Below are 19,860 nucleotides of genomic sequence, written 5' to 3' on the forward strand. Positions count from 1 at the left end.
TCGTCCAGGAGCCGGATTTCGGCAGGGCTGAGCGCCAGTCGGGCACGGTGCCCGAACTGCCGTTTCACCAGGCCGAGTTCGCCCATAACGATCACCATACCCTTCACGTCCACTTGGTGTTCGTCACCAAGTACCGGCGTAAGGCGTTCACCGACGAGATGCCGACGCGCTGCGAGGAGATCATGCGAGAGGTGTGCACCGACTTCGAAGCCGAGCTGAAACAGTTCAACGGCGAACAAGACCATGTCCACCTGCTCGTGCACCACCCTCCCAACGTCCAGCTCTCCAAGCTGGTCAACTCCCTCAAGGGCGTCTCTGCCCGGCTGCTGCGCAGGGAGTACGACACGCACGTGCGCCGGTACCTGCGGGGCGGACACTTCTGGTCCCGCTCGTACTTCGCCGCAAGCTGCGCCGGGGCGCCGCTGACCGTCGTACAGCAGTACATCGAGCGGCAGCAACGCCCCGTGGGCTGAGGCATACAGTGCCAACCCGTGCTCACGTACGGGTCAGAGCGGCCTTGAGATGGCCTTCACCACCGCCCCCAAGGGCGGCGCACTGCCAAAGTCAAAGGTAGATGTCGGCGGCGTTGTCCTTGGTGATCTGAGTGGTCTGCAGGGCCTGCTTCTTGTCGACGGTCTTGCCGTGTGCGATGGCCTCGGCGGTGGCCGCCGCCTCCTGGGCGCCGGTCGGGTGGATGAAGGTGGTGTACATCTGGCCGAGCTGGACGGCGCGGATGCCGCCGGTCGGGATGGCGAGGCCGTCGATGCCGATGAACTTGATGTCGTCGGCCTTGTGGGCGGCGAGGACGGCGCCGAGGGCCATGTCGTCGTTCTCGCCGTAGACGAGGTCGATCTTCTTGTTCTGAGCGAGCCAACGCTGCGTGATCGCGGTGGCGTTAGCCTTCAGCCACTTCGCCTCCTGGTGGTACACGATGGTGATGCCGTGTCCGGCGATGGCGTCTCTGAAGCCCTTGTCGCGGTCGATCTGCGGCTGGTCGGACAGAGTGCCCTGCAGTTCGGCCACGTTGCCGCCGTGCGGCAGGGCCTTCACCGCGGCCTCACCGGCCATCTTGCCGATCTTGTGGTTGTCGCCGCCGATGAAGGACGTGTAGCAGGCGGTGTTCACGGTGCGGTCCAGGACGATGACCGGGATGTGCGCGCTGCACGCCTGCTGCACCGCGGCGATCAGCGGGGCCAGCTCGTTGGGCGAGAGGATCAGGACGTCGACCTTCTGCTGGATGAAGGTCTGCACCTGGCTCACCTGGGTGGCGCTGTCCTGGTGCGCGTCGGTGATGGGCAGCAGCTTCAGGTCCGGGTACTTCATGACGAAGTACTGGAGCTGCTCGTTGAGCTGGGCGCGGTACGGCTCGGCGTTGCTGGACTGGCAGTAGACGACCACGAACGTGCAGGGCGGGCGGTGCGCCGCTCGTGCCGGGCCGTCCGCGTTCATCCGCACCATTGCGGACCTCCACGTTGCACAGGTGACCTAGTAGGAAGGGGTTTTCGGGCGTCCCCGGCAGATCAAGTTTCCGAAATCGATTTCAACAGAACGCGCAGCAGACTCCTCTGATACAGGAAGAATGGTTCACAAGTCTGCCTTGCAGCGGCCGTTGGCCCGGCGGCGGCCCTTGAAATCCTTTTCAGAGGGAACGTAGGGTTTGATCTCCGAGGGTGTCAAGAGTCCTGTACGGGTCGGGCAAGAGGTCGGAGGACCTATGACGACGATCAACGACGTGGCCCAGGCCGCCGGGGTCTCCCCCGCGACCGTCTCCCGGGTCCTGAACGGGGGCCGCGTCACGGCCGAGCGCGCGGAACGGGTGCGGCGCGCGGCGGCCGAGCTGGGGTTCGCCCCCAACCGGGTCGCCCGTTCGCTGCGGATGCAGCGCAGCAGCGTCATCGGACTGATCATCCCGGACATCGAGAACCCGTTCTTCACGGCGCTGGCCCGCGGCGTCGAGGACGCCGCCCAGCGGACCAGCTACTCGGTGGTGCTGTGCAACACCGACGGGAACCTCGACAAGGAACGGCGCTATCTGGACATCGCGATCGCCGAGCGGATGGCGGGCGTCATCGTGGCCGCCGCGTCCCGTGGCCGCACCGACGTGTCCCCCCTGCAGAGCCGCGGCATCCCGGTGGTCGCGGTGGACCGCCGCCCCCGCGGGGCCGGAGTGGACGCCGTGCTGGTGGACAACGAGGAGGGCAGCGCCGCCGCCACCGCCCACCTGCTGGCACGCGGCTACCGGCGCATCGCCTGCATCACCGGCCCGCAGGGCGCCTCCACCGCCGAGGAACGGCTCGCCGGCTACCGCAGCGCGCTCCAGGAGTTCCTCGCCGGCGACCGGGGTGATCCGGCCACTCCGGCCGAGGACGTGGACCTGCTGCGCGACTACACCCGGCACGCCGACTTCAAGGTCGAGGGCGGGTATACGGCGATGACCGACCTGCTCGCGTTGCCGCAGCGACCGGACGCGGTCTTCGCGGCCAACAACCTGATGGCCGTCGGGGCGCTGCAGGCGGTGCGCGAGGCGGGTCTGGAACCGCCGGAGATCGGGGTCCTGTCGTTCGGCGAAGTGCCCTGGGCGCCGCTGACACGGCCCGGTCTGACCACGGTCCAGGTGCCCTCCTACGACCTGGGGTGGACCGCGGCCGGCCTGCTGCTGGACCGGATCGCCGGGAAGGACCAGCCGCTGCGCACCGTGGTACTGCGCAGCTCCCTGCACGTCAGGCAGACCACGGCCGGGCCGGTGCGAGCCGAGGGGGCCGCCTGAGCGAACCACCCCGCAATGCGAGAGACCCCTGGCGACCAGGGGTCTCAGCGGGTGTCCGAGGGGGTCGCCACCACGACGACGCGGTCGTGGTGGCGTGGGGGCGGTCGTCAGTCGCCCGAGGAGAAGGCCGAGTCGAAGGACTGGGCCGACGGCTCGATCGCCACGAGCCCGCGGATGAACCGCAGGGCGTCCGGGGCGCCGACCAGGCGGTCCATGCCGGCGTCCTCCCACTCCACCGAGATCGGCCCGTCGTACCCGATCGAGTTGAGCATCCGGAAGCACGCCTCCCAGGGCACGTCGCCGTGCCCGGTGGAGACGAAGTCCCAGCCGCGGCGCGGGTCTCCCCACGGCAGATGGGAGCCGAGGCGGCCGTTGCGGCCGTTGAACCGCTTGACCGACTCTTTGCAGTCCACGTGATAGATGCGGTCCCTGAAGTCCCACAGGAAGCCGACCGGGTCCAGGTCCTGCCAGACGAAGTGCGACGGGTCGAAGTTGAGCCCGAACGCCTCGCGGTGGCCGATCGCCTCCAGGGTGCGCACCGTCGACCAGTAGTCGTAGGCGATCTCCGAGGGGTGGACCTCGTGGGCGAAGCGCACGCCGACCTCGTCGAAGACGTCGAGGATGGGGTTCCACCGCTCGGCGAAGTCCGCGTAGCCGCGCTCGATCATCTCCGGCGGGACCGGCGGGAACATCGCCACCGTGTGCCAGATGGAGGACCCTGTGAAGCCGACGACGGTCTTCACGCCGAACGCGGCGGCGGCGCGGGCGGTGTCCTTGACCTCCTGCGCGGCGCGCTGCCGTACGCCCTCCGGCTCGCCGTCGCCCCAGATGCGGGCGGGGAGGATGTTTTTGTGGCGCTCGTCGATGGGGTGGTCGCACACGGCCTGGCCCGTCAGGTGGCAGGAGAGCGTCCAGCAGCGCAGGTTGTACTTCTCCAGCAGGGCGCGGCGGCGCGGGATGTAGTCGTCGTCGGCCAGGGCCTTGTCGACCTCGAAGTGGTCGCCCCAGCAGGCGATCTCCAACCCGTCGTACCCCCACTTGGCGGCCAGCCGGCACACCTCCTCGAACGGCATGTCGGCCCACTGACCGGTGAACAGGGTGATCGGGCGTGGCATCTCGGTTCCTCCGGTGGTTCGTCGCTTTGTGGTGACTCGGTTCGGCGGTCAGGGGGTCGGGGACGCGCTCGGCGGGAGCCCGGCCAGGCGCAGCAGCAGGTCCTTGACCTCGGTGGCGTCGTAGTGGTCGCGCGCTTCGCCGGGTCGGGAGCACAGCAGCAGCGGGCCGTCGTCGGGGTGGTCGGGCAGCCGGCCGTGGCTGCCGCGTACGGGGGACGGGTCGAGGGGGACGACGCTCATGCGGTAGCGCATGCCGAGCTTCTTGCGGGCGAGTGCGGCGGCGGCGCGCAGTTTGACCTTGGGGTCCTTGGGGTCCATGAACAGCTCGGCCGGGTCGTAGCCGGGTTTGCGGTGGATCTCGACCAGGCGGGCGAAGTCCGGGGCGCGGTCGTCGTCGAGCCAGTAGTAGTAGGTGAACCACGCGTCGGGCTCGGCGATCGCGACGAGGTCCCCGGCGCGCGGGTGGTCGATGCCGTACGCCTTCTTGCCGGCCTCGGTGAGCACCTCGGCCACGTCGTCGGTGCCGGCCAGCAGTTCGCGGACGCGTTCGGTGTCGGCCGGGTCGGCGACGTAGACGTGGGCGATCTGGTGGTCGGCGACGGCGAAGGCGGCCGATGTCCACGGGTCGAGGTATTCCATGCCGTCCTGGGTGTGGACGTGCAGCAGTCCGGCTCGGCGCAGGACGCGGTTGACGTCCACCGCCCTGGAGACGGCTGTGATGCCGTACTCGGAGAGGGCGACCACGGTGACCGAGCGCGCTGCGGCGGTGTCGAGCAGTGGGGCGAGGACCCGGTCGACGTCGGCGGCGGCCGCGGTGGCGCGGGGGTCGTCGGGGCCGTAGCGCTGGAGGTCGTAGTCGAGGTGGGGGACGTAGACGAGCGTGAGGTCGGGGGCGTGGGCGGCGAGGATGTGCCGGGCGGCGTCGGCGATCCACCGGGAGGAGGTGAGGGAGGCGGTCGGTCCCCAGTAGGTGAACAGCGGGAACGTGCCCAGCTTTTGGGTGAGTTCGTCGTGCAGTTGTGGGGGGTAGGTGTAGCAGTCGGGTTCTTTGCGGCCGTCGGAGTAGTAGATGGGGCGTGGGGTGACGGTGAGGTCGACGTCGGCGCCCATGGCGTACCACCAGCAGATGTTGGCGACGCGGTAGCCGGGGTGGGAGCGCCGCGCGGCGTCCCACAGCTTCTCCCCGCCGACGAGGGCGTTGTGCTGCCGCCACAGCAGCACCTCGCCGAGCTCGCGGAAGTACCAGCCGTTGCCGACGATGCCGTGGCCGGTGGCGGGCTGCCCGGTGAGCAGGGTGGACTGCACGGTGCAGGTGACGGCGGGGAACGCGGTGTCCAGGCGTGCGGCGAAGCCCGTCTCGCCCAGGGCGCGCAGCCGGGGCATGTGGGCGAGCAGCCGGGGGGTGAGGCCCACCACGTCCAGGACGAGCAGGGGTGTGGGGCTCATGGGGCGACCTCCTTCAGGCCGAGCGCGATCAGGTGGTCGCGGGTGAAGGCGAGTTCGGCGGCGATGCCGTCGGCGAGGGCCTCGGGGCCCTGCGGGCGGCCGGCCTCGGGGAGCACCCCCCAGGTGTAGGTCTCGGCCTCCACGTGTGTGGTGCGGGCGGTGTCCGCGCCGAGCAGGGCGGCGAGGGTCGCCTCCAGTTCGGGTCGGGTCGTGGTCAGCGGGGGCTCCGGGTCGGCGTGCAGCGGCACGTGGAAGTGGACGCGCCAGGGGTCGCGGCCGGGCAGCTCGCCGGCGAGGGCGGCGTCGAGGTCGTCCGCGGCCCGGGGCGGGGTGCCCTGCTCGCGGACCTGGTGAAGGAAGCGCGGCTCGGTGAAGGCGGCCAGAGCCGCTCGCGTCGCCGGATCGGAGGGGTCGTCGGCCTGCAGGGCGCAGGACGCCTGGGTCTTGACGACCGTGAGTCCGGCCGCGTCCAGGCGGGCGAGTGCGGCGGTCGGCTCCTCGAAGCCGACCGCCAGATGGCAGGCGTCCAGGCAGATGCCGATGCGGTCGGTGTCGACGCGGGCGAGGTGCCGGGCGGCCTCGGCGGAGGTCTCGACGACACAGCCCGGCTCGGGTTCCAGGCCGACCTTGATCGTGCGGCCCGTGCCGGCGGCGAGGGCGGCCAGGCCGCCGGCCAGCGTGTCGAGCGTACGGGCGGCCTCGTCGGCCTGCCGGGCCGTCCACGGGGTCCGCCAGCCCAGCGGCACGGTGGAGACGCTGCCGTACGCGGCGTCGTCGGGGAGCAGGGCGGCGAGCACGCGGGCGAGGTCGAGGGTGTAGTGCAGCCGGTCGGGCGTGGTCCAGTCCGGCCGGTAGACGGCGTGCTTGACGACGGGGTCGTGGAAGCCGCGGTAGGGGAAGCCGTTGAGGGTGACGACCTCCAGACCGCGAGCGGTCAGCTCTCGGCGGAGCCGGCCGACCGCGCCGTCGTCCGCGGCGAGGGCCGCCGCGGCGTCGCGGGCCAGCCACAGGCCCAGGCCGAGGACGGGCACGCCCAGCCGCTCGCGTACCGGCTCGGCGTGCCGGGCCAGTTGGGCGAGCACCCCGTCGAGGTCCTCGGCGGGGTGGACGTTGGTGCAGTACGCGAGGTGGACGACCGTGCCGTCGGGGTGGAGCAGACGCACGGCTACACCTCCGCCCGGGCGCCGCGCAGCACGGAGTTGCCCTCGTAGGTGGCGTCGGCGCCGGGCGCCTCCGACTCGGCCGGCTCCAGTTTGCCGCTCTGGCCGTAGAAGGCGACGGGGTTGCGCCACAGGACGGTGTCCACGTCGTCGGCGCTGAAGCCGGCGGCGAGCATGGCGTCCCCGGTCTTCCGGGTCTTCAGCGGGTCGCTCCTGCCCCAGTCCGCGGCCGAGTTGACGAGGATGCGCTCGGTGCCGAACTCGCGGAGCACGGCGACCATGCGGCGCTCGTCCATCTTGGTGTCGGGGTAGATGGAGAACCCCATCCAGCAGCCCGAGTCGGTGACCTGACGTACCGTCACTTCGTTGAGGTGGTCGACGAGGACCCGTTCCGGGGCGATGCCCGATTCCTTCACCACGGCGAGGGTGCGGTCGACGCCCGCCGCCTTGTCGCGGTGCGGTGTGTGGACCAGCGCCGGCAGGTCGTGGGTCACGGCGAGCTGCAGCTGGGCGGCGAACGCCTCGTCCTCCTCGGGCGTCATCGAGTCGTAGCCGATCTCGCCGACGGCGACCACGCCGTCCTTGAGCAGATAGCGCGGGAGGTGCTGGAGCACCTCCGTACAGCGCGGGTCGTTGGCCTCCTTGGGGTTGAGGGCGATGGTGCAGTGGTGGCGGATGCCGAACTGGGCGGCGCGGAACGGCTCCCAGCCGATGAGGGAGTCGAAGTAGTCCAGGAAGCTGCCGACGGAGGTGCGCGGCTGGCCGAGCCAGAACGCGGGCTCCACCAGGGCGCGTACGCCGGCCGCGTGCATCGCCTCGTAGTCGTCGGTGGTGCGCGAGGTCATGTGGATGTGCGGGTCGAAGATGCGCATCACGCCTCCCGGTGGCTTCGGCGGTCGGTGGTCGCGGTCGGGACGGGTTCCAGGTCCCCGGGGCCGGGCACCGGTACGTCCGGGAAGAGCGCGAGGATCGGTCCGATGTCGGCGGGCACCTCGCGGCCCGCCGCGGTCCGCTCGTGGGCGAACGCGGCCATCATGCGGGCTGTTTCCGCGTCCGCCCGGCCGGGCAGGCCCGGCAGCGCGGTCAGGGGGATGCCGGTGAAGACGCACTTGAGCACGCCCTGGCGGTAGGTTTCCGCGTCCAGGTGGTCGGTCGCGTAGTCGCCGAGGGCGGCCGCGATCAGCCGTGTGTCGTTGGTGCGCAGGGCGTCGCGCACCAGGGGCAGCGCGCCGTCGCCGACGGGCAGCAGGGGCAGGGCGCGCAGCACGGCACGCCGTTCGGCCGCGTCACCGGTCCGGTAGAGCGCCCCGATCCGCTCCAGCAACGGGGTGCCGGTCAGCGGCAGCGCGGCCAGCAGGAGGCAGCGGGCCGCGTCGTCCACCGTCCAGCCGTACGGGTCGCCGGGGTCCAGCCGGACACGTCCGCATCGGCGTCCGGCCAGCGGGAACAGGCCGCCGATGACCGCGGGGTCGGCGGCCACCGAGGCGCACGCACCGGTGAGCCACTTCCAGCCCTTCTCGGTCATCCGGTCGGTCAGGGCGGTTCTGAGGTCGTCGGGTGTCATGCCATCTCCTCCTCGCGACGGACCGCGGGGTCGCGCGACCGCAGGAAGTCCAGGGAGCGGCGGGCCACCCCCGGGGCGTCATGGCTGTGCCGGGGCAGCTCGACGGCGACCAGCCCGCGGTAGCCGACCTCGTCGAGGGCGTCGAGCACGGGCGGGAAGTCGATCTCGCCGCTGCCGAACTCCAGGTGCTCGTGGGTGCCCCGGCGCATGTCGTCGATCTGTACGTTGACCAGCCGGTTCCCGGCCCGGCGCACGCACTCGGGCACCGGGTGCGGCTCCAGGCAGCGGCAGTGGCCGATGTCGAGGGTCAGGCCGAACGGCGCCGGGTCGCCGAGCGCCGCGGCCAGTCTGGTGTATTCGTCGAGGGTCTCCACGAGCATCCCCGGTTCCGGTTCGAAGCCCAGCGGGACGCCCGCCTTGTCCGCCGCCTCGACGACTTCCGCGCATCCGGCGAGCAGCCGGTCCCAGGCTGTCCGCGGGTCGAGCCGGGCGGGCCGGACGCCCGCCCAGAAGGAGACGGCCTGCGCGCCGAGGTCGGCGCCGACGGCCACCGCCCGGCGCAGGAAATCCACCCTGTGTGCGCGTCCTTCGGTCGTGAGCAGGGTGGGCTCGTGCTTGTGCCAGGGGTCGAGCAGATAGCGGGCTCCGGTCTCGATCACCACGCTGAGCCCGAGTCGGTCCAGCCGCCGGGCGAGGGCCGTCGTCCGTGCGGCCAGGCCGGGCGCGAAGGGATCGAGGTGGTGGTGGTCGAGGGTGAGGGCCACTCCGTCGTAGCCGAGTCCGGCGATGATGGTGAGCGCGTCCTCCAGTCGGTGGTTGGCGAAGCCGTTGGTGCCGAACCCGTAGCGCAGGACGGGCTCGGGGGGCGTGTTGCCGTCGTGGCGGGATGCGGTCATGTCGGGGACACCCTCCTCGACAGGGCCCGGGCGAGCGGAAAGGCCGCGGCGAGCGGCAGGGCGGAGCGCATCGCGCCCGTGCCCGCGGTGAGCGCGGCCTGCAGCGGGATCAGGCCGAGGATTCCCGCGCCGACGGCCCTGCGGACCTTGGCCGGCGAAGGATCGGCGACGGCGTGCGCCTGGGCGCGGCCGGCCGTCGCGCCGTAGACGGCGAGCCCGCCCGCGACGGCCAGTCGGCTCCGGCGGCCGGTGCCCTGCCGGGCCGGGCGGGCGCGGAGTGCCGTCGCGGCGGCGACGGCGCCGGTGGCGGCGAGGGTCGCCCCGGGCAGGCGCGGTTCCGCGCCCGTGACCTCGGCGCGGCTGAGAGCGGTGACGGCGAGGGTGTGCCCGGCGACGGTCGCGGCCGCCGGGAGGGCGGGCCGCAGCCGGCCCGCGCGGGCACCGAGCAGGACGTCGAGTCCCCGGGCGGCCGCCATCACCGCGGGGCCCACCGGACGGGACTTGGCCCACAGGTCGTAGGCCCAGACGGTCGCCGCGAGCGGCACGGCGACCGTCAGCGCGCGACGGCCGTCGGCGAGCGCGGCCAGGCCGAGGGCGGCCGCGGTCAGGGCCGTGGCGGTGCCCAGGGCGACGGGTGCGGCCACCCGGCCGGAGGGGATCGGCCGTTCGGGGCGTTCCACCGCGTCGAGATCGCGGTCGGCCCAGTCGTTGAGGGCCATCCCGGCCCAGTACAGGCAGACCGAGGAGGCGGCCAGGCCGGCCACGGCCAGGCCGGGGCGGCGGCCCGCGGCGGCCGCCCCGGCCAGGACGTCCCCCGGCACGGTGAACGCTGCCGGGGCGCGCACGAGTTCGGCGAGGTCGCGCAGGCGGCGGCCTGGCGTCGTCGCGGCCCCGGCGGGTGCCGGGGCCACCGATCCGCGGCGCGCGATCCCGGCCGGTCCTGCGTCCCCGTCTCCCCTCCGGACGGGGTCCGGGCCGGACCGGAGCACGGGCGGGCGCGTCACCGCCGGTCCCCGAGCCCGGCGGCGAAGGTCCGCAGCGTCTCGTACTGGGTCATCACGGCGTGCTCGTCGGTGCCGACGGGGTCCTTGAAGAAGAAGGCCAGCTCGCCGAGGGGACCGCAGATGCCCCGCTCCTGGGCCCGGGCCGTCAGCCGGGCGAGGTCGAGCACCAGGGGCGCGGCCAGTGCCGAGTCGCAACCGGCCCAGGTGAACTGGAGATTCATCCGCACGCCCAGGAACCCCTCGAACGTCACGTGGTCCCAGGCGGTCTTCCAGTCGCCGAGGGAGGGCACGTAGTCGATGTGGACCTCGCCCTCGACGGGGTGTCCCAGCGTCTTGTCGAGCACCCGCTGCTTGGAGGCCGCCTTGCTGGCCATCGCGGCCGGATCGGCGAGCGTCTCGCCGTCGCCGCCGCCGAGCAGGTTGGTGCCGGACCAGCTGCGTACCCGCAGGCCCCGGGCGGCGAACATCGGCCCGAGGGTCGCTTTGAGCAGGGTCTCCCCGGTCTTGCCGTCGTTCCCGGCGTACGGCAGTCCGGCTTCCTCGGCCAGTTCCCGCAGTGCCGGGATCCGCATGCCGGTGGACGGAGTGAAGTCGACGTGGGCGCATCCGGCCGTGATCGCCGCCAGGGCGTACTGGGAGCTGGGCGGCAGCACGTCCTCGCCGGCGGCGAGCGCGGCGCGCAGGGCCCCCGCCGAGGTGTGCGCCGGGTGCGGCGTCAGGACCGGTTCGGTCGAGGACACGTTGACGACGACCACCCGTGCGAGGCCGTGCCGCTCGCGGAAGGCGTCGATGTCGGCCCGTGTCGCTTCCACGGCGTCCAGGCGGCTCATGTCCGCGTCCGGGAGGGGGGCGGGGCGTATCTCGGCGTCGGCGGCGGCCAGGTCGTCGTGGACGAGAGCGGGCAGCCCGTGGGGCAGCACGCCGGCCGCGACCAGCTGCTCGGCCCGCTTCGGCAGTGGCGTGCAGGCCACGTCGTGCCCGCCGAAGACCAGGTCGGACACGGCGGGCAGGCCGGCGTCGGGGAAGCCCGGCTGCTCGGTGACGCACCCGGTCGGTCCGGTCAGCCCCGCCCGGAGAGCGGCCGTGCCGGCGATGACCGTGGTGGCCACCGAACCGCGCGCGCCCGCCAGCCATATGCCCGTACGACTGCGTTGATCTGACATGTCGTCACCTCCGTCGGCCGGACGCGGTCGCGCCCGGCCGCCTCGTTCCTCGCTGTCGTTGTCGCCGTCCCCGGTCACCTGCGTCCGCTCCCCTCCGGCCGGTCGTCCGGGGTGGTCAGGGCCTGGCCGTCGGGGGTCATCCGCAGGAAGACGTGCTGGTGACCCGGCCCGGCGTCGATGTCGATGGCGTCGGGTTCGGTGGCCTCGATCGACCGGACGTCGACGGCCCGGTGCCGCTGCGAGGCCGCCGCGGCGGTGAGCTGCTGCGCCAGGGGGTCGGGCGCCGTGAGTCCTGGCCGGTGGGAGTCCACGGCGCTGTCGAGCGCGGGCATGGCCGCGGCGGCCATCTGCCGGAACACCGGAGCCGGCCGCGCCGCGACGCCCCTCGCCTGTGCGGTGAGCGCCTTGGCCTGCCGGGGGTCGCGGGCGGCGTCCTGGGCGCGGACACGGTCGGCGAATTGCCGGGCCGCCGGTCCGGTGGAGGCCGTACGCCCTGCCGTCACCACAACCGCCACCGGGCCCGCCGGCTGGACGGGCCCGAGCCCGGTGCCGGTGCCGGTGGGCAGCCCGTGGCGGGTGGCGTCCGGGTTCACCGCTGCCGTGCGGCGGCGGGCGGTCGTTGACGACGGCAAGGTGGGTCCTTTCGCTGTGCTGCGCCGACGTGCGGGTGGGCGGGAACCGCGTGCCCGGCGCGCCCGCTCGGACGGCGGGCACGCCGGGGTGCGTCGGCGCCGGTCAGTCGGTGCTGTCCGGGTCGCAGTTGAACTTCGCCGCGCCGGCCGTCATCTCGATGCCGCCGAGGATGTGCGACAGGAACCGCGGCTCGGTGTAGCTCTCCGAGGTGTGGCCCAGGCCGGTGTAGAAGGAGCGGCCGCCGTCGTAGGGGTGGCACCAGGAGATGGGGTGGTCGGCGCCCATCGAGCCGCCGTTGTAGCCGACCGGGTTGTACGTCCGCTCGTCCAGCGTGGCCAGGACGCGCACGTCGGCACGGGGATTGGACTGGTAGTTGTACCACTCGTCGGTGCGGATCCAGCGGTTGGGCAGGTCCCTGGTGGCCGCGGTGCCCTGACCCGCGACGTTCACGGTCGCCTGCTGGATCGACGGGTGGTCCTTGAAGTACGCGCCGACCAGGCCGCCGTACCAGGCCCAGGTGTAGCCGGAGTCGGCGGCGGCGTGGATGCCGACGTAGCCGCCACCGTGCTCGATGTAGCGCTGGAAGGCGTCCTTCTCGGACTGCTGGTCCAAGGGGTCGCCCGTGGTGGAGAGGAAGACGACCGTCTGGTACTTGGCCAGGTTGGCGTCGTTGAACTGGGTGGCGTCCTCGGTCGCGTCGACCGCGAAGCCGTTGTCCTGGCCGAGCTTCTCGATCGCCGCGACGCCGTCGGGGATGGAGGCGTGCCGGTAGCCGGTGGTCTTGGAGAACACCAGCACCTTGAACGCCGGTGTCGCGGCGTGTGCGGTGGCGGCGCTCGTGGCGGCGAGGGGCAGGGCCAGAGCGGCTGCCGAGAGCAGCGCGACGATACCTGTGCGGGACATCATCAAACCTTTCGTGACCGGGTTGCGGGGACGGTGGGTGCCGGGTCAGCTGAAGGCGCCGGGAAGGTACTGGTCGACGTTCTCCTTGGTCACGGTGGCGGAGAAGAGGGTCAGCGAGGACGGCAGGTCCTGCCCGACGAGGTCGCCCATCCCCTTGTGCTGGGCGATGAGCCGGGCGAGCTTGATGGCCGAGGCGGACATGTTCGACGGGTAGACGACCGTGGCCTTGAGCACGGAGCTGTCGGCCTTGATCTCCTGCATGGCGTGCTTGGAGCCGGCGCCGCCGACCATGAAGAACTCGCTTCGGCCGGCCTGCTTGATGGCCGCCTCGACGCCGATGCCCTGGTCGTCGTCGTGGTTCCACACCGCGTCGAGGTGCGAGCGTGCCTGCAGTACGTTGCTCATCACCTGCTGGCCGGAGTCGGCGGTGAAGTTGGCGGCCTGCCGGATGCCCACGTGGAAGCCGTACTTGGCCAGGCCCCGCTTGAATCCGGCGCTGCGCTGCTTGGTGAGTTCGAGGTTGTCGATCCCGGCGATCTCGCCGATCACGGGCGAGGAGACACCCTTGGCCTTGAGGGCCTTGCCGATGTAGAGGCCGGCGTTGAGGCCCATGCCGAAGTTGTCGCCGCCGACCCACGTCCGGTAGGCGAGGGGTGAGTCGAAGACACGGTCGAGGTTGATCACGGGGATGCCGGCGTCCATCGCCTGCTGTGCCACCGCGGTCAGCGCCTTGCCGTCGAAGGGCAGGATCACCAGGGCGTCGACCTTCTTGCCGATCAGCGTCTGGACCTGGCTGATCTGCGCGTTGACGTCGTTGGTGCCCTCGACGGCCTCGAAGTGCACGTCGGAGTACTGCTTCGCCTGCGCCATGGCGTTCTTGGTGATGGCCGCCATCCAGCCGTGGTCGGCGGCCGGCGCCGAGAACCCGATCGACACGGTCTTGCCCGGCTTGTCGTTGTCGGTGCCGGCCTTGGTCGCTGCCTTGACGTCGTCGGTGGAGGCGTCGCTCTTGTTGCTGGTGCAGCCGGCGACGAGGGCTCCGCCGCCGAGTACCGCGCCGCTGAGGAGGAGCCTTCTACGGTCCAGTCCGCCGAGTCCGCGCTTGTCCATCTCGCTGAGTCCTTCCAGTCACGGGGTCCTGCCTGGGGTGTGCCTGCCGTGGTCGATGCGGACGTGCCGCGCGGCTGGGCCTGGGGCGGCGCGGGCGGCGACAGCGGGGACGGAGCCGCCGTCCGCGCCGCTGCTACGGGGTGGCGGTGCTGCGTCCGCGTCGCTGGACCAGCACGGCGGCGACGATGATCAGGCCCTTGGCGATCTGCTGGATGTCGGTCGTTAGGTTGTTCAGCACGAAGATGTTGGTGATCGTGGTGAACACGAGGACGCCCAGGATCGAGCCGACGAGCGAGCCGCGGCCGCCGGTCAGCAGGGTTCCGCCGATGATCACCGCGGCGATCGAGTCCAGTTCGTACAGGTCGCCGAGGTTGCTGGCCCCGGAGGTGGTCCGCGCGGTCAGCATGATGGCGGCGATGCCGCAGCACAGCCCGGACAGGACGTACAGCACCACGGTGTGACGGCGCACGTCGAGGCCGGCGAGGCGCGCCGCCTCCTGGTTGCCGCCGATGGCGAACGTCCGGCGGCCGAAGGTGGTGCGGTTGAGCAGCACCCAGCCGACGACCACGGCCACCGCCAGGATGTAGACCAGCAGCGGAATGCCGAGCCATTTGGTGGAGGCGATGGAGTTGAACGACTCGACCGTCACCACCTGCGACTGCCGGTCGGAGATCCGCTCGGCCAGTCCGCGGGCGCTCGCCATCATGGCGATGGTGGTGATGAACGCCACGATGTTGCCGTAGGCGATGATCAGGCCGTTGACGAGGCCGACGACCGCGCCCACGGCGAGCGCGCAGAAGACCATGCCGCCGAGTCCGTAGGACTGGGTGGCGACGGTGGTGCACCACACGGATGCGAGCGCCACGATCGCGCCGACGGACAGGTCGATGCCGCCGCCGATGATGATGAAGGTCTGCCCGATCGTGATGACCCCGATGACGGCCGCGCTGGTGAGGATGACCAGGGCGTTCTGGCGGGTCGCGAAGTTGCCCGAGGTCAGCGCGCCGATGACGCAGAGCAGGACGAGGACGACGAACAGGCCCAGGTTGCGCACCCTGCCCATGTGCCCGAGGAAGGAGGGTCTGCCGCCCTTCCCGGGGGAGGTGCCGGTCTGCCGGACGGATCCGGCCGGTGATCCCTGGCCGGTGGCGGGCAGCGGACCGCTCCCGCCGGGGGGACTGGTCTGCTGGCTCACGCGGAGCTCCCTTCCATGACGAGGTCGAGCACTTTCGATTCGTCGAGGTCCTGGGCGGCGGCCTCGCGGACCACCCGCCCTTCGCGCATCACGAGGACGCGGTCGGCGAGGCCGAGGACCTCGGGCACCTCGCTGGAGACGAGGAGCACGCCGACTCCCGAGTCCGCGAGCCGCCTGATGAGCGTGTAGAGCTCCGCCCGCGCTCCGACGTCCACGCCGCGGGTGGGCTCGTCCAGCAGCAGCAGCCGGCAGTCCTTGAGCAACCATCGGGCGACGACGGCCTTCTGCTGGTTGCCGCCGGAGAGCGTGCGCACCGGCCGGGTCGGGTCGGGGGGCCGCAGGTCGAGGCTGCGGACCGCTTCGGTCGTGGCGGCCAGTTCGCTGCGGGAGTCGAGGAATCCGGCGCGGGCGAACCGTCGCAGCGAGGACATGGACACGTTGTGGGCGATGGAGGACTGCAGGAACAGCGCCTGGCTCTTGCGTTCCTCCGGGGCGAGCCCGAGGCCCGCCCGGACGGCGGCGGTGACGCTGCCGGGCCGCAGGGCGGATCCCGCGACGCTGATGCGCCCGGAGGCCGGTCGCCTCGCTCCGTAGACGGTTTCGAGGATCTCCGAGCGGCCGGAGCCGACCAGGCCCGCCAGCCCGACGATCTCGCCGGCCCGGACGGTGAGGGAGATGTCGTGGAACTCCCCCGGGCGGCTGATGTGTTCGACCTCCAGGAGCACCGGGCGCTCGTCCGGGCCGGGGCTTTGGGGCCTGGGCGGGAAGACGTACTCGACGGTGCGGCCGGTCATCAGCGAGACCAGTTCGGAGGTGGGGGTGGTGCGCGCGGGCAGCCCCCGGGCGACGGTGCGGCCGTCCTTGAGGACGGTGACGCGGTCCCCGATCCGGCGGATCTCCTCCATGCGGTGGGAGATGTAGACGACCGCCACGCCGGCGGCGGTGAGGTCGCCGATGATGCGGAAGAGGTTGTCCACCTCGTCGTGGGCGAGGACGGCGGACGGCTCGTCCATGATGATGAGCCGCGCGTCGTGCGAGAGGGCGCGTGCCATGGACACCAGTTGCTTGCCGGCCGCCGACAGCTCGCCCACCTCACGCGTGACGGGGATCTCGGGGTGCCCCAGCCTGCGCAGGAGTTGCCGGGCGGCGTCGTGCATCCGCGAGCGCCGGCTGAACCCCAGCCGGGACTGCTCGTGTCCCAGGTAGATGTTCTCCGCCACCGACAGGCCGTCGGCCAGGTCGAGTTCCTGGTAGATGGTGGCGATCCCCTGGCGCATGGCGGCCGTCGGGGTCGGGAGGGTCACCGGTTCGCCGTCCCAGGCGATGTGTCCCTCGTCGGGTTGGTGGGCGCCGGCGAGGACCTTGATGAGTGTCGACTTGCCGGCGCCGTTCTGGCCCAGCAGGCAGTGCACTTCTCCGGCGACCACGTCGAGGTCGACACCGTCGAGGGCCCGGACGCCGGGGAACTCCTTGACGACGCCTTGCATCTCGAGCAGCGGGGCACTCATGGGTCTCCCTCTGGTGCGGTGTCCGCCGGCCCGTACGGGGCCTGTGGCGGTTCGTCGGCTTCTCGTCAGCGAGCCCTCGCGGACGGCCTCGGTGAGGAGGCTCGTGAGGGGCCCGACGTGTCGTGGAGGCAGGTGATCCGGGGTGCGGGACGGGACCCGTCGTGGATCCTTGGCGAATTTCTTGTCGGTGGACTTCGGTGGTCCGGGTCAGGGTGTTTCCCTTTGGCTCCGAGCGTGCGTCCCGGTTTTCCGGAACAGGCCGCCCCCTGTCGCCCGGCGGGCTGAGAGGAAGGTAGTTCTCCTCGCGCGGTTTGAAAAGGGTCCGCGAACCGTTCATGCCCATCGTGGCCGGATGCGGCAACTGGTGTAACACTTTTGGGCAATCGGCATCGAGGAGGCCGGGCACCACTCCCCGCCTGCCCGTTACCTTGAGAACCCGGAATACCAGGCGCGAGTGGTGTGCGGGCTTTAAACCGAGGCAGGCAGGTATTTCCGGAGCACACGGTCGAATATGCCCCGGCTTTAGCCAACGCCGGTCCTACCGGGGCCTGTCCTATGGCGATTGACCCCGGTGCGTCACATCCGGCCGTGTCGACCGGCGTGAAGAAAGGTGCGCCTTTATGTGATTCCCGTCAGGAGTTTCCCAGAAATCCTCCTTTTCATGGAGCGACCGCGACGGGGTCGCCGGCGCCGGACCGCATCGGCGGGCTCCCCTGCTCGTCTTCCGCGTGCGCGACGGGCGTCCAGACGCTGCCGTTAGCGGCGCTGTGCTCCACCGCTTCCAGCACCCGCTGCACCCGCAGTCCGTCGGCGAAGGACGGCTCGGGGTCCCGGCCCTCGGCGATGGCGTGCATCAGGTCGCGCACCTGGTGCACGAAGGTGTGGTCGTAGCCGAGTCCGTGCCCCGGCGGCCACCATCCTTCGAGATAGGGATGGTCCGGTTCGGTGACCAGGATCCGCCGGAAGCCTGCCGTGGCGGCCGGCTCGGTGTGGTCGTGGAAGTCCAGTTCGTTGAGGCGCTCCAGATCGAAGGCGATGCTGCCGCGGTCGCCGTTGATCTCGATGCGCAGGGCGTTCTTGCGGCCGGCGGCGACCCGCGTGGCCTCGAAGGACGCGACGGCGCCGCCGGGAAACCGGCCGGTGAACAGGGCGGCGTCGTCCACCGTCACGGGTCCGCGCCGCGCGGCCCCGTCGGTGACGGCCGCGAGCCCCGACGACGCGGTGGGCAAGGGCCGTTCGCGGATGAACGTCTCGGTCAGGGCGGAGACTCCCGACAGGGGCTCCCCGACGAGGAACTGGGCGAGGTCGACGATGTGGGCGCCGATGTCGCCCAGCGCGCCGGAGCCGGCGTGCTCCCGCTGCAGCCGCCATACCAGCGGGAACTCCGGGTCCACGATCCAGTCCTGGAGGTACTGCGCCCGTACGTGCCGCAGGGCGCCGAGGCGGCCGTCGGCGATGAGCCGGCGGGCGAGGGCGAGCGCCGGTGTGCGTCGATAGCTGAACCCCACCATGGAGCGCACACCGCGACGCGAGGCCGCGGCCGCGGCGGCGGCCATCGCCTCCGCCTCCTCGACGGTGTTGGCGAGCGGCTTCTCGCACAACACGTGCTTGCCGGCCTCCAGCGCCGCGATCGCGATCTCGGCGTGGCTGGAACCGGGGGTGCAGATGTCCACCAACTGCACGTCGGGGCGGGCGATCAGGGCCCGCCAGTCGGTCTCGGTCGCCGCCCAGGCCTGGCGCCGGGCGGCCTCTTCCAGGGCCGCTCGCTCACGTCCGGCCAGGGCGGCCATGACCGGGCGCATGGGCAGATCGAAGGCGCAGGCGGCGGTGCGCCAGGCATGCGAGTGCGCGCGGCCCATGAAGGCGTATCCGATCATGCCCACCCCGATCGCGGGCGAGCCGTGCTGACTGTCCATAGGCGCTCCTGAGGAATGCTGGTGGGCGCGGGCAACGGACGCTGGTAACACGTCCGTTGGCGGGGAACGGATTCCTTACGGCCGCGCGCGGGCGCGTCAGGCCGGTGAGAAGACGTGGTCGCTGATCAGACGGGTGGCGCCGACGACGCCGGCGGCCTGACCGAGCTCGCCGAGAACGATCGGCAGGTTGCCGGTCGCGAGCGGCAGGGACTGCCGGTAGACCTGGGTGCGGATGCTGGCCAGGAGCGTGTGCCCCAGCCCGGTGAGCCCTCCCCCGATGACCACAAGGCCCGGGTTGAAGAAGCTGACCAGCCCCGCGATGACCTGGCCGATGCGGCTTCCGCCCGTGCGGATCAGTTCGAGGGCGGCGGCGTCCCCGGCGCCGGCGGCTGCAGACACGTCCTCGGGGGTCAGCCGCCCGGTCGCCTCCAGCCGCCCGGCCAGCTCCACCGAGCGGCCCGACTCGGCGAGCGCGGTCGCGTCGCGCGCCAGGGCGTTGCCGCCGAAGTACGCCTCCAGGCAACCGATGTTGCCGCAGGCGCACGGCGGCCCGTCCGGGTCCACCTGGATGTGCCCGATGTCGCCGGCGCTGCCGGTGACACCGCGGTGGACCTCGCCGCGCACCACGATGCCGCAGCCGATGCCGGTCCCGATCTTGACCCACAGGAAGTCACGTACGGATCGGGCGACACCGGCCTGCTGCTCGCCCAGGGCCATCAGGTTCACGTCGTTGTCGACGAGGACGGGGCAGCCGAGCTCCTGGCTCAGCGCCTCGCGGACGGGGAAGCCGTCCCAGCCGGGCATGATCGGCGGAGCGACGGGGACGCCCTCGGGGAACCGGACGGGTCCCGGCACGCCGATACCGGCGCCGTCGAAGTGTTCGGCCAGTCCGGCCTCGCGCAGCTTGGCGGCCAGGGCGAGCACCCGCTCGAACACCGCCACCGGACCGTCCCGCACGTCCAGCGGCTCGGCCAGGTGGCCGAGGACCTCCAACTCCGCGTTGGTGACCGCGACATCCACCGAGGTGGCGCCGATGTCCACGCCGAGGAACCGCAGGGAGGGCGCGATCCGGACGTTGTGCGAGCGGCGCCCGCCGCGGGAAGCGGCGAGGCCGTCCTGGACGACGAGGCCCGTCTCCAGCAGCCGGTCGATCTCCACCGCGAGCTTGGAGCGCGACAGCTCGACCCGGTCACCCAGGGCGACCCGGGACTGCGGACCGAGGTCGCGCAGCAGGTGGAGCAGCCCGGCCTGATGGACATTGGCCGGTCGAGCCGTCATACGCCTCACGCCGCCCCTCCCGTCGTCGCCGAAGTCGTGCACACGCCCGGCACTTTGGGGCGCGACTTTCAAAAAACCGTAGCACCGTCGTGCTGAACACGAAAGAACTTGTGCAGCATTACGATGCACTTTCATCTTGCAGTGGACAAAGGTCGGTTGAAGCCGGCGGACCCGATGGGGTGCCGGTCGTCGGCCGGTGCCG

18 protein-coding genes are annotated in these 19,860 nt (G+C 71.8%); 2 read left to right on the forward strand and 16 right to left on the reverse strand.

The window, feature by feature from the left end:
* Positions 1 to 56 precede the first annotated feature (56 nt).
* Positions 57 to 473, forward strand: coding sequence for an IS200/IS605 family transposase (tnpA, locus tag ACIBJF_RS40135; RefSeq protein WP_399181606.1), 417 nt, complete (start codon positions 57 to 59; stop codon positions 471 to 473).
* A 91-nt stretch (positions 474 to 564) separates the two neighbouring features.
* Here tnpA and ACIBJF_RS40140 read toward each other — a convergent pair whose 3' ends face one another.
* The gene (locus ACIBJF_RS40140; RefSeq protein WP_399181561.1) at positions 565 to 1,458 is read right to left on the reverse strand and encodes a substrate-binding domain-containing protein; all 894 of its coding nucleotides are present in this window, start codon (positions 1,456 to 1,458) and stop codon (positions 565 to 567) included.
* A gap of 256 nt (positions 1,459 to 1,714) precedes the next feature.
* On the opposite strand from ACIBJF_RS40140, the gene ACIBJF_RS40145 reads away from it, so the two are divergent.
* Positions 1,715 to 2,767: a LacI family DNA-binding transcriptional regulator gene (locus tag ACIBJF_RS40145; protein WP_399181563.1), complete on the forward strand. Its 1,053-nt coding sequence runs from the start codon at positions 1,715 to 1,717 to the stop codon at positions 2,765 to 2,767.
* 107 nt (positions 2,768 to 2,874) lie between these two features.
* On the opposite strand, the gene ACIBJF_RS40150 is transcribed toward ACIBJF_RS40145, so the two are convergent.
* From ACIBJF_RS40150 to ACIBJF_RS40220, 15 genes are all read right to left on the reverse strand, one after another.
* Positions 2,875 to 3,882 carry a sugar phosphate isomerase/epimerase family protein gene (locus ACIBJF_RS40150; protein ID WP_399181564.1) on the reverse strand — a complete coding sequence of 336 codons (1,008 nt, stop codon included), beginning with the start codon at positions 3,880 to 3,882 and terminating at the stop codon, positions 2,875 to 2,877.
* A gap of 48 nt (positions 3,883 to 3,930) precedes the next feature.
* Positions 3,931 to 5,328, reverse strand: a complete 1,398-nt coding sequence (locus ACIBJF_RS40155) for an alkaline phosphatase family protein (RefSeq protein WP_399181566.1) — start codon at positions 5,326 to 5,328, stop codon at positions 3,931 to 3,933.
* Positions 5,325 to 6,491, reverse strand: coding sequence for a metabolite traffic protein EboE (eboE, locus tag ACIBJF_RS40160; RefSeq protein ID WP_399181568.1), 1,167 nt, complete (start codon positions 6,489 to 6,491; stop codon positions 5,325 to 5,327). Before eboE ends, ACIBJF_RS40155 begins: the two co-directional genes overlap by 4 nt.
* A gap of 2 nt (positions 6,492 to 6,493) precedes the next feature.
* On the reverse strand, positions 6,494 to 7,360 hold the full coding sequence (locus ACIBJF_RS40165) for a TatD family hydrolase (RefSeq protein ID WP_399181569.1): 867 nt from the start codon (positions 7,358 to 7,360) through the stop codon (positions 6,494 to 6,496).
* Positions 7,360 to 8,052, reverse strand: a complete 693-nt coding sequence (locus ACIBJF_RS40170; RefSeq protein WP_399181571.1) for an EboA domain-containing protein — start codon at positions 8,050 to 8,052, stop codon at positions 7,360 to 7,362. Before ACIBJF_RS40170 ends, ACIBJF_RS40165 begins: the two co-directional genes overlap by 1 nt.
* Positions 8,049 to 8,948 (reverse strand): sugar phosphate isomerase/epimerase family protein, encoded by a 900-nt coding sequence (locus ACIBJF_RS40175; RefSeq protein ID WP_399181573.1) that lies wholly within the window; start codon positions 8,946 to 8,948, stop codon positions 8,049 to 8,051. The genes ACIBJF_RS40170 and ACIBJF_RS40175 overlap by 4 nt, the downstream gene beginning before the upstream one ends.
* A complete protein-coding gene (locus tag ACIBJF_RS40180) occupies positions 8,945 to 9,859 on the reverse strand; it encodes an SCO3242 family prenyltransferase (RefSeq protein WP_399181575.1) in 915 nt (304 codons plus the stop codon). The genes ACIBJF_RS40175 and ACIBJF_RS40180 overlap by 4 nt, the downstream gene beginning before the upstream one ends.
* 89 nt (positions 9,860 to 9,948) lie before the next feature.
* A complete protein-coding gene (locus ACIBJF_RS40185; RefSeq protein WP_399181577.1) occupies positions 9,949 to 11,115 on the reverse strand; it encodes an inositol-3-phosphate synthase in 1,167 nt (388 codons plus the stop codon).
* 74 nt (positions 11,116 to 11,189) lie between these two features.
* Positions 11,190 to 11,747: a hypothetical protein gene (locus ACIBJF_RS40190; RefSeq protein ID WP_399181579.1), complete on the reverse strand. Its 558-nt coding sequence runs from the start codon at positions 11,745 to 11,747 to the stop codon at positions 11,190 to 11,192.
* A 103-nt stretch (positions 11,748 to 11,850) separates the two neighbouring features.
* Positions 11,851 to 12,651, reverse strand: a complete 801-nt coding sequence (locus tag ACIBJF_RS40195; protein ID WP_399181581.1) for a ThuA domain-containing protein — start codon at positions 12,649 to 12,651, stop codon at positions 11,851 to 11,853.
* 45 nt (positions 12,652 to 12,696) lie between these two features.
* Complete coding sequence (locus ACIBJF_RS40200) at positions 12,697 to 13,761, reverse strand: substrate-binding domain-containing protein (protein WP_399181583.1); 1,065 nt, start codon at positions 13,759 to 13,761, stop codon at positions 12,697 to 12,699.
* Positions 13,762 to 13,894: 133 nt separating this feature from the next.
* A complete protein-coding gene (locus ACIBJF_RS40205; protein WP_399181584.1) occupies positions 13,895 to 14,956 on the reverse strand; it encodes an ABC transporter permease in 1,062 nt (353 codons plus the stop codon).
* On the reverse strand, positions 14,953 to 16,464 hold the full coding sequence (locus ACIBJF_RS40210; protein WP_399181586.1) for a sugar ABC transporter ATP-binding protein: 1,512 nt from the start codon (positions 16,462 to 16,464) through the stop codon (positions 14,953 to 14,955). The genes ACIBJF_RS40205 and ACIBJF_RS40210 overlap by 4 nt, the downstream gene beginning before the upstream one ends.
* A 659-nt stretch (positions 16,465 to 17,123) precedes the next feature.
* Entirely contained in the window at positions 17,124 to 18,380 is a 1,257-nt protein-coding gene (locus tag ACIBJF_RS40215) for a Gfo/Idh/MocA family protein (RefSeq protein WP_399181588.1), read from the reverse strand.
* A gap of 96 nt (positions 18,381 to 18,476) precedes the next feature.
* Positions 18,477 to 19,658, reverse strand: coding sequence for an ROK family protein (locus ACIBJF_RS40220; RefSeq protein WP_399181589.1), 1,182 nt, complete (start codon positions 19,656 to 19,658; stop codon positions 18,477 to 18,479).
* Positions 19,659 to 19,860 lie beyond the last annotated feature (202 nt).

It is taken from the genome of Streptomyces sp. NPDC050743 (assembly GCF_044456925.1).
Taxonomy (GTDB): Bacteria; Actinomycetota; Actinomycetes; order Streptomycetales; family Streptomycetaceae; genus Streptomyces.

What these genes read in the sequence shown, in the direction of transcription:
- ACIBJF_RS40150 (WP_399181564.1), bottom strand. Translation starts at nt 3,882, where the DNA reads ATGCCACGCCCGATCACCCTGTTCACCGGTCAGTGGGCCGACATGCCG.
- ACIBJF_RS40215 (WP_399181588.1), bottom strand. Translation starts at nt 18,380, where the DNA reads ATGGACAGTCAGCACGGCTCGCCCGCGATCGGGGTGGGCATGATCGGA.
- ACIBJF_RS40210 (WP_399181586.1), bottom strand. Translation starts at nt 16,464, where the DNA reads ATGAGTGCCCCGCTGCTCGAGATGCAAGGCGTCGTCAAGGAGTTCCCC.
- ACIBJF_RS40185 (WP_399181577.1), bottom strand. Translation starts at nt 11,115, where the DNA reads ATGTCAGATCAACGCAGTCGTACGGGCATATGGCTGGCGGGCGCGCGC.
- ACIBJF_RS40175 (WP_399181573.1), bottom strand. Translation starts at nt 8,948, where the DNA reads ATGACCGCATCCCGCCACGACGGCAACACGCCCCCCGAGCCCGTCCTG.
- ACIBJF_RS40195 (WP_399181581.1), bottom strand. Translation starts at nt 12,651, where the DNA reads ATGTCCCGCACAGGTATCGTCGCGCTGCTCTCGGCAGCCGCTCTGGCC.
- ACIBJF_RS40145 (WP_399181563.1), top strand. Translation starts at nt 1,715, where the DNA reads ATGACGACGATCAACGACGTGGCCCAGGCCGCCGGGGTCTCCCCCGCG.
- ACIBJF_RS40140 (WP_399181561.1), bottom strand. Translation starts at nt 1,458, where the DNA reads ATGGTGCGGATGAACGCGGACGGCCCGGCACGAGCGGCGCACCGCCCG.
- ACIBJF_RS40220 (WP_399181589.1), bottom strand. Translation starts at nt 19,658, where the DNA reads ATGACGGCTCGACCGGCCAATGTCCATCAGGCCGGGCTGCTCCACCTG.
- ACIBJF_RS40200 (WP_399181583.1), bottom strand. Translation starts at nt 13,761, where the DNA reads ATGGACAAGCGCGGACTCGGCGGACTGGACCGTAGAAGGCTCCTCCTC.
- ACIBJF_RS40170 (WP_399181571.1), bottom strand. Translation starts at nt 8,052, where the DNA reads ATGACACCCGACGACCTCAGAACCGCCCTGACCGACCGGATGACCGAG.
- ACIBJF_RS40155 (WP_399181566.1), bottom strand. Translation starts at nt 5,328, where the DNA reads ATGAGCCCCACACCCCTGCTCGTCCTGGACGTGGTGGGCCTCACCCCC.
- ACIBJF_RS40165 (WP_399181569.1), bottom strand. Translation starts at nt 7,360, where the DNA reads ATGCGCATCTTCGACCCGCACATCCACATGACCTCGCGCACCACCGAC.